This window comes from Pedobacter sp. MR2016-19 (assembly GCF_014947265.1).
GTDB lineage: Bacteria > Bacteroidota > Bacteroidia > Sphingobacteriales > Sphingobacteriaceae > Pedobacter.
Window position 1 is genome coordinate 260,996 of the sequence record NZ_JADCNK010000005.1, and the last position, 15,711, is coordinate 276,706.

9 protein-coding genes are annotated in these 15,711 nt (G+C 40.0%); 8 read left to right on the plus strand and 1 reads right to left on the minus strand.

What is annotated here, in order from left to right; all coding sequences use genetic code 11:
* Positions 1-97 precede the first annotated feature (97 nt).
* Entirely contained in the window at positions 98-2,287 is a 2,190-nt protein-coding gene (gene recQ, locus IM793_RS09990) for a DNA helicase RecQ (RefSeq protein ID WP_132397988.1), read from the minus strand.
* A 91-nt stretch (positions 2,288-2,378) separates the two neighbouring features.
* Here recQ and IM793_RS09995 point away from each other — a divergent pair, with 91 nt between their 5' ends.
* From IM793_RS09995 to IM793_RS10030, 8 genes are all read left to right on the plus strand, one after another.
* A complete protein-coding gene (locus IM793_RS09995) occupies positions 2,379-3,347 on the plus strand; it encodes an SIS domain-containing protein (RefSeq protein ID WP_193420915.1) in 969 nt (322 codons plus the stop codon).
* A 15-nt stretch (positions 3,348-3,362) separates the two neighbouring features.
* The gene (locus IM793_RS10000) at positions 3,363-4,454 is read left to right on the plus strand and encodes a mannose-1-phosphate guanylyltransferase (RefSeq protein WP_193420917.1); all 1,092 of its coding nucleotides are present in this window, start codon (positions 3,363-3,365) and stop codon (positions 4,452-4,454) included.
* A gap of 403 nt (positions 4,455-4,857) precedes the next feature.
* Positions 4,858-5,433: an RNA polymerase sigma factor gene (locus IM793_RS10005; RefSeq protein WP_193420919.1), complete on the plus strand. Its 576-nt coding sequence runs from the start codon at positions 4,858-4,860 to the stop codon at positions 5,431-5,433.
* Positions 5,434-5,502: 69 nt separating this feature from the next.
* Entirely contained in the window at positions 5,503-6,657 is a 1,155-nt protein-coding gene (locus IM793_RS10010; RefSeq protein ID WP_193420921.1) for a FecR family protein, read from the plus strand.
* A 280-nt stretch (positions 6,658-6,937) separates the two neighbouring features.
* Positions 6,938-10,150 carry a SusC/RagA family TonB-linked outer membrane protein gene (locus IM793_RS10015; protein WP_193420923.1) on the plus strand — a complete coding sequence of 1,071 codons (3,213 nt, stop codon included), beginning with the start codon at positions 6,938-6,940 and terminating at the stop codon, positions 10,148-10,150.
* A 9-nt stretch (positions 10,151-10,159) separates the two neighbouring features.
* Positions 10,160-11,539, plus strand: coding sequence for a RagB/SusD family nutrient uptake outer membrane protein (locus IM793_RS10020; protein WP_193420925.1), 1,380 nt, complete (start codon positions 10,160-10,162; stop codon positions 11,537-11,539).
* A 10-nt stretch (positions 11,540-11,549) separates the two neighbouring features.
* Positions 11,550-12,734: a TlpA disulfide reductase family protein gene (locus IM793_RS10025; RefSeq protein ID WP_193420928.1), complete on the plus strand. Its 1,185-nt coding sequence runs from the start codon at positions 11,550-11,552 to the stop codon at positions 12,732-12,734.
* A gap of 75 nt (positions 12,735-12,809) precedes the next feature.
* Positions 12,810-15,668 (plus strand): pitrilysin family protein, encoded by a 2,859-nt coding sequence (locus tag IM793_RS10030; protein ID WP_193420930.1) that lies wholly within the window; start codon positions 12,810-12,812, stop codon positions 15,666-15,668.
* The last annotated feature ends 43 nt before the right edge of the window (positions 15,669-15,711 follow it).

Below are 15,711 nucleotides of genomic sequence, written 5' to 3' on the forward strand. Positions count from 1 at the left end.
GGAAGATGGAAAATGTATGGAATAAAATCTATAATAGAAAATGGGACTGATAAGCAGATACATCATCCATCTTACCTCTCCCATCTTCCATCAATCTCTAGTTTCCTAATTCTGACATGAATTTAATGCGCATCAATTGAATTTCTTCTCGGGTATAATCTGTTTCGCCCAATTCATTAAGTGCTTCATCGATAGAATCGCTTTCAGCTGCCCTGAAATAATCAAAAACTTCATCCTGTCTGTCATCATCAATCACTTCATCAATGAAATAGTTTAGATTAAGTTTAGTACCAGAGTTTACAATTGATTCTACTTCTTTCAGGATTTCTTCGTAAGTAATGCCTTTAGAATCAGCAATGTCTTCCAAACCGATCTGTCTGTCGATATTCTGAATGATCGAAACTTTCATTTGCGATTTATTGGCCTGAGTTTTAATAATCAGATCAATTGGACGTTCGATATCGTTATCCTCGACATATTTTTTGATCAATTCGATAAAAGGCGTACCGAATTTCATCGCTTTACCTGAACCTACACCAGAAATCTGGCGAAGTTCTTCCATGGTAATCGGGTAATGTGTACACATTTCCTCTAACGATGGATCTTGAAAAACGACAAATGGTGGAACACTTTTTTGCTTCGCAATTTTTTTACGCAGCTCTTTAAGTAAGGATAAAAGATGGGTATCTAAAGCTCCGGTACCATGTTTTACATCATCATCATCATCGTCGGCACCGTTCTCTATTGGTTCATTTAGTATGAATTTAAGGCTATAAGGATTAACAATAAAATCTCTCCCTTGCTTGGTTAACTTTAATAAACCATAATTATCAATATCCTTAAACAGGTAATTGTTTAAAACAGCCTGGCGGATAATTGATTTCCACATCAACTCACCTTCTTCTTTGCCAATTCCAAACTCAGGAACCTTACTATGTTCGTATGCAATGGTTTGTGCCGTTTCTAAGCCTAAGAAAACGTTTAGCAAGTGTGCATCGTCGAATTTTTCTCCGGATTTCTCAATAAACTTTAATACAGTTGATAACTGGCTTTCAGCATCAAATTGTTTTTTAGGCTTTTTGCAGTTATCACACATGCAGTTACAGCCTGTTTCGTTAAAGTTTTCGCCGAAATAATGAAGGATCTGCTTACGGCGACAAACACCAGATTCCGCATAATCGATCACTTCCTTTAATATTTGTGTACCAATTTCTCTTTCCGAAACCGGCTTATCTTTCATAAACTTAGCCAGCTTATCTACATCTTTTTGAGAGTAGAAAGCAATGCACACGCCTTCGCCACCATCACGCCCGGCCCGGCCAGTTTCCTGGTAATAGCCTTCCATACTTTTAGGTACATCGTGGTGAATTACAAAGCGAACATCAGGTTTATCGATCCCCATACCAAAAGCAATGGTTGCCACAATCACCTCAGCATCTTCCATCAAAAATTTATCCTGCGTTTCGGCCCGTACTTTTGGATCTAAACCTGCATGGTAAGGCAAAGCACTAATTCCGTTCAAATTTAAGGCTTCGGCAACTTCCTCTACTTTTTTACGGCTAAGGCAATAAATAATGCCTGATTTACCCGGATTTGATTTGATGTATTTAATAATCTCTTTGGCAATGTCTCTTTTAGGGCGGATTTCATAAAATAAGTTCGGCCTGTTAAATGACGATTTAAACAACGTTGCCTCCATCATTCCAAGATTCTTCATAATATCCTGCTGAACCTTTGGAGTAGCAGTCGCAGTTAGTGCAATAATTGGAATGTTATTTCCTAATCCAGCGATAACCTGTTTAATTTTACGGTATTCTGGTCTGAAATCGTGCCCCCATTCAGAGATACAATGCGCTTCATCAACAGCAACAAAAGAAATTTTAATCAGATTTAAAAATTCAATATTGTCCTGCTTCGCCAGAGATTCGGGCGCAACATACAACAATTTAGTCTGCCCGCTTAAGAGGTCAGATTTAACTTGAGTAATTTCAGATTTGTTTAAGGATGAATTAAGAAAGTGAGCAATACTGTCATTTCCACCGAAAGCCCTTAACTGGTCTACCTGGTTTTTCATCAATGCGATTAGTGGAGAGATCACAATTGCTGTCCCCTCGCTCATTAAAGCAGGTAACTGATAGCAAATAGACTTCCCTCCGCCTGTAGGCATAATAACAAAAGTATTGTTGCCCTCTAAAATATTGGTAATGATCGACTCCTGATCACCCTTGAAATTATCAAACCCAAAGAAATTTTGAAGGTTATCAAATAACGACTTTTTCACGTCCATTTTGTGTAATAAAATATGCGATGCTATTTTTGTATCCAAAATAACATAATTTTACAAGAATTTCAAGTATTAACAAACAATTATTTTCTCTTTGAAAAGTAAAAAATCAATAATCCAATCAGCTATAAGCACTTTAGAGCTTGAAGCGGCAGCTATATTAAATGTTGCCAAGAACATAAACGCTGATTTTGAAAAGGTCGTATCAAGCATCTTACATAGTAAAGGACGGGTAATTGTTACTGGTATAGGAAAAAGTGCAATCATTGCTCAAAAAATGGTGGCCACTTTTAATTCAACTGGTACACCTGCTATTTTTATGCATGCTGCAGATGCTATTCATGGCGATTTAGGGATGATCCAGCTTGATGATATTGTAATTTGCCTGTCTAAAAGTGGAAATACGCCAGAAATAAAAGTACTTACCCCTTTGTTAAAAACAGCTGGCAATCTGCTGATCGGGATGGTTGGAGAATTGAATTCTTTTTTAGCCGAGCAAGCCGATCTGGTTTTAAATACTTCTTTCGAAAAAGAAGCTTGTCCACATAATTTGGCACCCACTACCAGTACAACGGCACAATTGGCTCTGGGCGATGCTTTAGCAATCTGTTTATTGGAATGCCGGGATTTTAACGAATCAGATTTTGCAAAGTACCACCCGGGAGGATCCCTGGGAAAAAAATTATATTTAAAAGCCAGGGATCTTGCTTTATCAAACGAAAAACCCTCCATACATCCATCAGCTCCGGTTAAAGATGTGTTAATAGAAATTAGTAAAAACCGTTTGGGTGCTGTTGTTGTTGTTGATAACGATGAGAACGTGCTAGGCATTATTACCGATGGTGATATCAGGAGGATGTTAGAAAATAACAATTCTATTGCAAACCTAAAAGCCGAAGATATAATGGGCAAAACACCAAAGAGCATACAATTCGATGCTTTAGCAGTTGATGCATTAGACATTATTAAGCAAAATAACATCACACAATTGCTAGTTCTGGAACAAAATACTTACTTTGGCATCATCCATTTACACGATCTCCTCAACGAAGGAATAGTGTAATTTTTAAAATAAAAAATGAATAAAGATTATTATGCATTAATTATGGCTGGCGGTGTAGGAAGTCGCTTTTGGCCAGTAAGTAGAACAGAATATCCAAAACAGTTTATCGATTTTTTCGGTGTTGGAAAAACCCTGATTCAAAGCACTTACGAAAGATTTCTAAACATCTGTCCTCCTGAAAATATATTTATCGTTACCAACGAAATTTATGCAGATTTAATTAAAGAGCAATTACCTCAATTATCAGATAACCAGATTTTGGCGGAACCTTTAATGAGAAATACAGCCCCTTGTGTTGCTTATGGAAGTTTAAAAATTGCTGAGTTAAACCCGAATGCAACTATTGTGGTTGCCCCATCAGATCATACCATTGCGAATATTGATGGATTTGTAGCATCTATTGAGCAATCTTTAGAAGCTGCATCAAAAAATGATTGTTTAATCACATTGGGCATTAAACCAAATCGCCCGGATACAGGTTATGGTTATATTCAGCACACTGATTATGTTCTAAATACTGATACCGATCTGCATAAAGTTAAAACCTTTACCGAAAAGCCAAATTTAGAACTGGCAAAATCATTTTTGCAGAGCGGCGATTTCTTGTGGAATGCCGGGATCTTTATCTGGTCGGCTAAGGCCATACTAAATGCTTTCGAGAAACACCTCCCAGACATGTATGAAATATTTAATATTGGCAGGTCTGAATTGAATAAAGCTGGTGAAAAAGAATTTATAAATAACGCTTATTTCCAATGCACCAATATTTCGATAGATTTCGGAATTATGGAAAAAGCAGAAAATGTTTATGTGCTTCCGTCTGATTTTGGCTGGTCTGATTTAGGAACCTGGGCCTCAATTTATGAAATGGCTGATAAAGATTATGTGGGTAATGCCGTTATTCCTTCAGATCAGGTTCTGATGTTCGATTCATCGAACTGTATGGTGAATGTTCCAAAAGATAAACTGGTTATCTTACAAGGACTGCATGATTACATCGTGGTTGAAAATAACAATATGCTCATGATTTGCCCAAGAAACGAAGAGCAAAGGGTTAAAGAGTTTGTGGCAGAGGTTAAATCCAGATTTGGAACTAAATTCATTTAATAAATAAATATAGGAGTTATAAAATGGATGGTGCTGAACAGTTTCCGCATCATCCGTATTACATTTCCCATCTTATCCTATTGTAGATAGCTTCTGAAACAAGTTAATTGTTGTCCGGTTAAATCTAAACCGATTTACAGAAACGCTAGTATTAAGCCAAAAATACTGTTTATATCACCTTTGAAAGGTAAGCCACCTGTGTTTCCATTTTAAAAATTCTTATCAAAATCCGGCTGTCCGATTAAAACTATTCGTTTATTGAAGTTTGAAAGATGTTTACAAATTGATAGTGATTTCGTAGCATGCTGTCTGTTAGGTTTTAAAATTCACTATGGATATTAGAATTATTGCTTAAAATGGTATTTATTGTTACTTTTGACTATGACAGCATTTATTTGTGAATATGAAAGCATTCGTTCCTGAAAGTGATGACGATCTTTTAAATGCTTTCCATTCAGGAAATAAAGAGGCCTTTGAAATTATTTACGACCGTTACTGGCTGCTGCTTATTCGCCATGCCAACCAGATGCTGAATGATGAAGAAGAAGCAAAAGATGTAGTTCAGGAAGTGTTCACCGCCCTTTGGTCAAGATCTGACAGCCTTCCCTCTTATCCCAATTTAGCAGCTTTCCTCTATGCAGTTACGCGTAACAGAATTTTAAACCGCCTGAAACATTTTAAGATAGAAGCTAAATATTTAGCACAGGTAGAGCATATTATTCAGCACCCTTCACAAATGCCTGACAGCAGAGTGCGGGAACAGGACCTTAAACGTGTGATTGAAGAGGGATTAAACAGCCTGCCACCAAAAATGCGAGAAGTGTTTGAATTGAGCAGAAAGCAGCATAAAACACATAAAGAAATTGCTGAACAATTAAATATCTCTGATAAAACCGTAAAAAAGCAAATAAATAATGCTTTACGGATCCTGAAAAGCAAAATGGGTGATTCATTTAATATTTTCTTAACTTTTTTTTAATCCTGCCTACTACCAACCCCTTCTTTAGTTGTTATCACTGTAATTAGCCACAGTAAGCGCAAATAAAGGATGGAAAATCATCAGAACGAGCACAATAATTTACTTAAAAAGTATCAACTGGGAATTTGTACACCGGAAGAGAAGGAAATTGTTGAATATTTATATATTTTTTCGGCCAATTATGAAAAAAAAGACAGAAAAATTATTGAGGATGGCCCGCTTCGCAATGAGATCTGGAGAAGAGTGCTGTTTGTTAATGGCATAAAAGATTTTGAGAAACAAAATACGGTATCATCTCCACAAATACAGAGACCTGCGCTATGGAAAAAAATATCCATTGCGGCAGCATTATGTATTACGGTTGGCACTGCAATTTTTTATGTAGTAAAAACGCAGCCGAAGCAGCAACAGGTAGTTTATACCAAAGATATTGCCCCCGGAAAAAACAACGCGACACTTACACTCCCTGATGGAAAAGTCATCATACTTTCTGATGCCCGTACTGGTGAGTTGGCAAAAGAACAAGGGGTGGTTGTCCGCAAAACCAGCGACGGGCAAATTGTATACGAAGTAGTTGACCGGGGTATAACCAGTAACGATCAAATCAATACCCTGTCTACTTTACGTGGACAAAATTATGAAGTGCGTTTACCGGATGGAACCAAAGTAATCCTAAACGCGGCTTCTTCAATCAAATATCCTTCATCCTTCCTGGGGGCACTCAACCGTAAAGTAGAGTTAACAGGGGAAGCATATTTTGAGGTAGCGAAAGATAAAATCCATCCCTTTCTTGTATCCAGTAAAGGACAAACGGTGGAAGTATTGGGTACCCACTTTAATATTTCGGCCTATCCTGATGATAATCTTTCTAAAACGACACTCCTTGAAGGAAGCGTAAAAATCAACAACCAGTTACTAAAACCTAGTCAGCAGTTTATACGCTCGGCCACAACAGAACAAATCATAGCTGTAAACCCTGATGAGGCCGTTGCCTGGACACAGGGCTACTTTATGTTCAATGATGAACCCCTGGAAAATATCCTGTCAAGAATTGCCCGATGGTACAATGTGGAGATCATTTATAAAAACCAGGAGATTAAGAAAAAGAAGTTCCTGGGGAGTATAACCAAGTACGACCAGCTCTCTAAAACCTTGAACCTTCTGGCCAGGACCAAAGATGTATCATTCGAAATTACCGGAAATAAGGTTTTCGTTGATCATTAAAAGGCTAACAATATCACTAATCAACTAATCAACCAAACCAACCAACATGAACAACCGCCATCACGATCCTTAGGAAGGAACCGACGAAAAGGGTTTTTAGCATATTGATCTTTCAAAAACAAAATAGCCAAGGATGGTGGAACATCCCTGGCCGTGTTTTGCTAAAACCTAATCTTATCAGGTAATGAATCAATTCAATTTTAACAGATATCAAATGTATAAAAATTATAATAAGATTTTATGCAAGCCTTTGCGCTGCTTTTATAAAATATTGTTTATCATGAAGTTAACAACTATTATACTCTTAGCAACGTTGCTTCAGGTGAGCGCCACCGGATTCGCCCAAAAGGTTACTTTTGTGCAGAAAAACAGTACGCTCAAAGAAATTTTCGGAGCGATCAGAAAACAGACAGGTTACGATGTCGTAGCCTCTTCAGATCAGCTTTTTCAAACGGTAAAAATAGATGCAGGCTTCAGGAACGCTCCGCTGGAAAAAGTACTGGATAAATGCCTGGAAAATCTCCCGTTCAGTTATGCGATAGACGAACATTCGGTGATTATCAGCAGGAAAGAAAAGTCAGTAGCCGAAAAAATTATCAGCTTATTCACCCCTAAAATAACAGTAAGCGGGGTGGTGAAAGTAAAACAGGGACCGCTCGGGGGCGTATCCATAATGGTAGAACGTACACACAGGGTGAGCCGGACAAAAGATGATGGTAGTTTTTTGATCGAAGGGCTTGAAAAGGAAGATGTACTGATAGTGAGTTATATTGGCTATCAGCAGCAGAAAATACGTGTGGCAGATGTTGAAGGGGTAATTAATATTGAACTGAAGCCTAGTACAAATGTCCTTGATGAAGTGCGGGTGCTGGCTTATGGACAAAAAACTTCTCAAAGAACAAATACCGGATCTACAGTCTCTATAGATGCAGCTGTATTGGAGAAAACACCCACTCCAGATCCTATTGCTGCATTACAGGGCAGGGTCTCGGGCATGTTGATTACCAATAACAGTGGCTTGCCGGGCGCACAAGTGAGTGTGCAGATAAGGGGGATCAATACATTGAATCTTGATGGAAAAGCCAGAATGCCGCTCTATATCGTAGATGGCGTTCCTTTTACTTCAAGCTCTATTGCTGGTTTAACCAATCTTGGCATATTGACTAATGGATCAAGTGAAAGTCCATTTAAAAGTATAGACCCCAGTTCAATTGCAAATATCGAGGTCCTTAAAGATGCAGATGCTACGGCGATCTATGGTGCAAGAGGAGCTAATGGAGTGATTCTGATTACGACAAAAAGAGGTAAAGCGGGCCAGATACAAATCGGGGCCGACGTTTACGCTTCTATTGCTAAAATTCCACATTTCATCGATATGCTGAATACGGAACAATATCTTGACATGCGCAGACAGGCTGCAATCAATGATGGGATAGAAATCACCGAAGATGCATTCCCTGATTTAACCAAGTGGAGTCAGACGAAATATACCAATTGGCAAAAGGAGTTTTTTGATAAAACGGCGTTAACGCAAAATGCAGAGCTGAATATCACTGGTGGAAGTAATCAGACCCGTTTTTTGCTGGGAGGAGGATATAGAAATGAGAAAACGGTATACAATACTAAGGATGGGCTAAAAAGTGGGAATATCAGATTCAATGCCGATCACAATTCGAAAAATAATAAATTGAATCTTGCCTTGACCCTCAGCTATTCAGGAGATAGGAACACGGCTATCGCCCTCGATCCTGTTGCTTTTTACGCTCTGCCACCCAATTACTCCTTATATAATGAGGATGGCTCTTTAAACTGGGGAGTGCCTAATCCGATTGCCACTTCATTAAGCAAGATGGAAAGCAAATCTAAAAGTGCCATCACCAATTTTGTGGGAAGTTACAAAGTATTGCCTGACCTGACGCTGAAAGCCAGTGTAGGTTATACTGATTTACGGATCAGGCAAATGATGTTGACTCCTATCGCTGCACAAGACCCTAAATCTTCTAATCCTCAAGGGTACACCTATTATGCAAATAACAGAAACAACTCATTCACCTTTGAGCCCCAGGCAGATTATGTCCTTCATCGTGGAAACAGCACTTTCCGCGCTTTACTTGGTGGCACCTACATTGATAACAGATCTTCAAATTATGCCTTAAATGCTTATGGCTTTACGGATGATGCTTTGTTAGGCAATGTCTCAGCAGCCCAAAGGTCTGATACCACGCAACTGGGAAGTCAGTATCGCTTTCTTTCCGCCTTTACCCGTATAGGGTATGAATACCAGAATGAGTTGTTCGTGAATGCAACATTGAGACGGGATGGTTCCTCTCGCTTTGCACCCGGTAAACAGTTCGGCGATTTCTGGTCGCTTGGTGCAGCCTGGATTTTTACAGAACGCCAATGGATGAAATCGGCAATGCCCTTCTTAAGCATGGGTAAACTGAGGGCAAGTTACGGACTGAGCGGTAATGACAATATAGGTGATTACAGTTATTTCGTGAATTACGAAAAAACCTTCAACAAATATCAGGGAACCGGACTTTTTCCTAAAAACCTTTTCAACAGTGATTATCAGTGGGAAGAAAATAAAAAATTCGAAGCCGCAATAGAGCTTGGTTTCCTGAACGATGCGGTGATGCTTACCGTAAATTATTACAGGAACCGTTCAGGTAACCAGCTGGTAGCGTATCCTTTGGCTTCACAAGTTGGAGTGGGCGACGTAAATCAGAACATGGATGCGCAGATACAGAATAGCGGATGGGAATTTATGTTGAACACTTCGCAGATTAAACACAAAGATTTTAGCTGGACCTCAAGCTTTAATTTAAGCGTTGGAAGAAATAAATTGCTATCGTTCCCTGACCTGGAAAATTCCTCATATAAGGATCTATATGCCATCGGCAAATCCTTATCATTGTTCTGGGGATTCGACTTTCAGAAAATAGATCCTCAAACCGGTAAACCTGTATACAGGGATGTGGATGGAAATGGCACTATAGAATATCCAAATGATAATGTTCCGTTAAGTAACCTTTTGCCAACATTTTACGGAGGTTTTACTAATAATTTCTCTTATAAGAGATTTGATCTGGATATTTTCCTAAGTTTTAAAAAGAGCGGACGAAATAGTATCCTGAATTTGAGCCCTGGTGCTACTTTGGATAACCAGCCCGTAGAAGTACTCGACAGATGGCAAAGTCCGCAAAATCCGGGTAGCCGCATCGCTTATACCACAGATGGTGCCGTGATCTACACTTATAATTCAAGTTTAGCTACCGCCTTTAATAATTCTTATATCAGGCTTTCAAATGTTTCATTTGGATATAACTTCTCAGAAAAACAAGCCGGGAAATTGGGGATGAAAAATTTGCGTGTATACGCGATGGGTAATAATCTGTTTACCCTGACCAACTATCCTGGCTTTGATCCTGAAACAGGTATCAGTATGCCTACCCTGCGGTCGTTTACTTTTGGTCTAAAAACAACTTTTTAAAATTATACAATGAAAAATTTGATATACCGCATAGCTTTCCTGCTGATGCTGACTGTGGTTAGCACATCGTGTAAAAAAATATTAGAAGTAAAGCCTGAGTTCATCAGAACTACAGAACAAGTATATGCCAATGATAAATCTGCTGATAGTGTAGTGGTTGGTATGTATGCTCAATGGGCAAGTAACAGTAATTTATTTGATATCCCTGTGGCCGGAGGACTTTCTTCTGATGAATTGAAGCCAGCAGCATCATTAGACGATGACTTCCTGAATATGTACCATAACCGTTTAGATCCTGTCAACTCCTCTACCAAAACCTATTGGTCAGATTATTACAGTGTAATCTATACCGCAAATTCGATCATAGAAGGTGTCGCAACTTCGAAAGGCATGACTACTTCAGGGAAACAAAAAGCTATCGGTGAGGCATTATTTATGCGTGCTTTTTGTTATTTCTATCTCGTCAATTTTTTTGGCGATGTGCCATTGGTAACCAGCACAGCTTATAAAGAAACTAAGAATTTTCCCCGGACACCAGTCGCTAAAGTATACGCACAAATACTGGAAGACCTGCTAAAAGCCGAGAGTTATCTTGGTGATCAATATCCTACCGCTGGTCGTGTAAGGGCAAATAAATGGGTGGTTAAAGCATTGCTGTCGAGGGTATATTTATATACCGGTGACTGGAAGAATGCCAGTCTTAAAGCTTCCGAAATCATCGAAAATGATAGTCAGTATAGCCTTGGTGTGATGGAAGGAACCAGCGCAGATGATGCGGAGATGGATATTTTTCACAGCGATAATAAGGAATCTATCTTTCAAATGTGGAATGAAATTGGATATGGTTTAGCGGGGCAAACCCTGGGTGATGGTGCTTATGTTGCCGTTGCGGATGAAGGTAGCAATAGTCTTATCGACGCTTTTGAAGACGGCGATAAACGCAGATGGAATTATATTAATGAGGAAACTGGCGGTTACAGGATCTACAAATATAGATTAGACCTTGAGAATTCAGAATATAAGGAATATACTGTAGTTTTCAGGCTTGCGGAGCAATACCTGATTCGTGCAGAAGCCTTAGCTAAACTCGGACAACTTGATGCTGCCGTTCAGGATGTGAATACCATCCGTAATCGTGCGGGGCTTGAAAATCTGGATGATGGACAAACCGAAAGTTCGATTCTTGATGCTGTAGAACAGGAAAGAAGAGTGGAGTTGTGTTTTGAATGGAGCGATCGCTGGTTTAACCTGCGCAGACTTGGACACCTTGACCAGGTGATGTCAGAAAATAAACCTACCTACTGGAAGTCTACCGCTGCCCTATACCCGGTACCAAGGGCAGAAATACGAAATAATCCAAAACTGACACAAAACCCAGGTTACAACTAAATCTATAAGAATGAATACATATTATAACAGATCGATCCAATTTATACTTTTCCTGTTGCTGATTACAGGCAGCACTGTGTCTTTAGCGCAGAAGAAAACTCCGAATTATACCTTAAAGGGAAAAATAACCGGCATGAAACCCACTGATAAAGTGACTGTTTATCTTGAACGTTATATAGGCGATGATATGCAACAGGATTCTGCCCTGGTGAAAAACGGAACCTTCAGTTTCCGCGGGAACGTAAAAGATCCGGTATGGTCAGTGCTTTCTTATTCCCTGACCACTAAAAGAAAGTACCAGAAAGACGAAGCTGTGCGCCCGTCCTGTCAATTGTTTATTGAGAAAGGGGTTTTTAATGTCTCTTTTCCATTGGGAAACATTTCACAAGCCATATTTTCAGGTTCTCCTTTGAATACAGAAAAGGTAGCTTATGAAAGTAAAACAGCGGAGCTTACATTGGCTTTGAGTGATGCAAGGTCTGCTTATTTCAACATTGAGGACCTGATGAGTGACAGCACACAAAATAAGGAAAAGCTCAGACAGCAGATGAAGACAATAGAAAAGGCATCAGATTCGCTGGATCAGATAAAAATAACAACAGACAGTTCATATATAGCCCGTCATCCCTCCAATTATTTCAGTCTTTACCTTTTATCAGAGTCTTTCAGGCACGGAATGCCTTTTGAAAAAACCATGGACTTGTTTAAACAAATTATGGCCCCTTTGAAACTGACTGCAGTTGGAAAAAAACTGACTGCAGACCTTAAACGTGCACAAAAAGTAAGTGTTGGGATGGTGGCACCAGAATTTTCCCTACCTGATTCTACCGGAAAGTTAGTCAGCTTATCTTCCTACAAGGGAAAATATGTGCTTGTCGATTTCTGGGCCAGCTGGTGTGTACCTTGCAGACAGGAAAATCCTAATGTAGTTGCAGCCTACAAAAAATTTGCTGTACACAATTTTAATGTACTGGGCATCTCTTCAGATTTTGATAAAGGCTCATGGATGACCGCCTTGCGTGAGGATAAATTATCCTGGCCAAATCTACAGGATGTTGGCTCCAAAGTCGGTAAACTGTTTGATGTGACTATGATCCCGTCGAATTTCCTGATTGACCCGAACGGCAAGATTATCGCAAAAAACCTGCGGGGAGTAGCACTGGAGCGTAAACTGGCAGAAGTGCTGCCACACTAAATCAGGCAGATCACAGATCATCGCACAGCGCGGTATAGCTGATGAAAAACCAGCATTATAAATTTTATTACCCATATGAAAATATACAAAATTAATATAGCCCTGCTTATCGCAGGCAATTGCCTGCCTTTGCTTGCGGGAGCACAACACAAGCCTGCTAAATCCACTGTTGCTGTTCACCATACTGTTCAGCCGGGTACAAAACTGATTCCTTTGGATCCTTCGGTACGTACCGGAAAGTTGGCGAATGGTTTTACCTATTATATTCGCCATAACAATGAGCCTGAGCACAGGGTAGTGATGTATCTTGCCAATAAGGTAGGATCTATCCTGGAGACAGATGAGGAGCAGGGACTTTCACACTTCCTGGAACATATGAGTTTCAACGGAACGGAGCACTTCCCTAAAAGTGAGCTGATCAATTATCTCCAGAAAGCCGGCGTCAGGTTTGGTGCCGATTTAAATGCCTACACCAGTTTTGATGAAACAGTTTATCAGTTACCGCTGCCCACAGATGATCCTGCGGTGATGAAAAACGGGCTGCAGATTATGCGCGATTGGGCGCAAGGACTAACACTGGAGACTGCCGAGATTGAAAAGGAGCGCGGTGTGATTATGGAAGAAGAAAGGTTGGGTAAGGGCGCTGAAGACCGCATACTAAGACAAACCCTTCCGGTGATGGTAAATAACTCGCGTTATGCCTCACGTTTGCCTATTGGTAAAGCAGATGTAATCCTTCATTTTAAACCAGAAGTGATCCGCAATTATTACCATAACTGGTACCGTCCGAACCTGCAGGCCCTTATTATTGTAGGTGATATTGACGTGGCAAAAATGGAACAACTGATCAGGCAAAAATTTGCTGACCTGAAAAACCCGCCAAATGAAAAACCAAGGGTAAAATATAGTTCTTCCTTAACAGGAAAAAACCAGTTTCTTGCGGTAACGGATAAAGAATTGACCAATACGGTTATAGAAGTTAATTCCAAGCATAAAGAGCAGAAAATTTATACAGAGAATGATTACCGTGCTTCACTGCTGAGAAATCTGTTCAACGGAATGCTGAGCAGGCGTTACATGGAATTATCACGGCAAGCCAATCCTCCGTTTTTAGAAGGTGGTGCCGCAATTCGTGAAGTTATGCCAGGGCTGGAAGCATTTAAACTTTATGTTAGCTGCAGGCCCGGAGAAGTGGAGAGTGGATTTAAAGCGGTTTGGAGGGAAACGGCCAGACTGCAGCGGCTGGGCTTTTTTAAAACAGAGCTGGAGCGTTCCAAAAGGGAGTATCTGAATGATATGGAAGCGATGATGCAGGAAAAGGATAAAATGACTTCCAATACCTATGTAAATGCTTATATGAACCATTTCCTTTATGGCGGGGCCGCTCCTGGATTAAGCAAACAAAATGAAATGGTAAACCGGTTTATTCCTACAATTACGCTTGCAGAGGTAAATGCACTAGCCAAAGAATACATCAGGGAAACAGACAGGGATATCATTGTGACCGCACCTGAAAAGGATAAGGCAACTTTACCGGCCGAGTCTGCTGTTTTAGCCTGGATAAAGGAAGTCAATGCAGAAAAGATGGATGCTTTTAAAGACGATGTAAGTACGTTGCCCTTACTGGCTCATATGCCGGTACCCGGAAAAATTGTGAAGGAGGAGAAAAATGCCAAAACCGGACTTACTTTCCTTACCCTCAGCAATGGTGTAAATGTGATCCTGAAGAAAACGAACTTCAAAAATGACGAGATTGTTTTCCAGGCTTTTACCGATGGGGGAACATCCTTATACGGTGATGCGGACTATGAAAGTGCAGCTAATGCCTCAAATATTATCTCTTCAGCAGGTGTAGGGAATTATAATGCCAGTCAGCTGGAAAAATACCTCTCAGGTAAACAGGTATCGGTTTTTCCTTTTATAGATGAGCGTATGCAAGGCTTTATTGGGAGTACAAATGCCAAAGATATGGACAGTGCCTTTAGTTTGCTGTATGCCTACGCTACAGAACCGCGTAAAGATGAGCAGATTTTCAAAGGAATTATCTCCAATGCAAAAGCGGCCCTGGTGAACAAAGACGATGATCCTGAATCGGTTTTCAGTGATACAATGACTACAGTTTTGGGGAACTACAATGTCCGCCGTACGCCTGCTAACCTGGAGAAGATTGCACAGATCAACCTTGATCGCGCATATTCGATATATAAGGAGAGATTCGCCAATGTAACGGGGATGAAATTTGTCCTTGTAGGAAATATAGACGAGGCAAAACTAAAGCCTTACCTGGAAAAATACATCGCTTCCCTTCCTGCAAACGGAACCATAGAGGCAGCAAAAAATCTGGACATCCATGCCCCTGAAGGCTTGATATCCAAAACAGTATATGCTGGTAAGGAGGACAAGGCCATGGTTTACCTGGTTTTTTCTGGAAAGTTTGATTATGATTACGCGAGTACCCTGAAGATGCAGGCACTAAAAGAAGCTTTGGAAATCCGTTTACTGGAAAGATTGCGGGAGGAAGAAAGTGGGGTTTATTCTCCGGCTGCGGAAGTAAGTACCCGTAAATTGCCTGATGGCAGATATGGTATATCTATCTATTTTGGCTGTTCACCTGCAAATGTAGAAAGGATGATTGCCTCTGCGGTAGATGAGGTTGAAAAGTTGAAGAAAGTTGGCCCGGCACCTGAAAACATTGAAAAGTTTAAAGCCGAAGACTTACATACGATGCAAACCACGATGAAAACCAATAATTTCTGGCTGGATTACCTGACTGGACAACTCAGCAATGGAGAACCGCTTGACCAGATCAGTAACTATAACCAGATCATCAAAGGAATGACTGCAAAAGAGGTAAAAGATATTGCAGATAAATACCTGACCGGCAAGAATTATATCAGATTGGTACTGCTGCCAGAATCGGCTAAAGCAAAATAATTAATCACCCCTGCCCTTTCCATCTGTAAATACAGAACAAAGG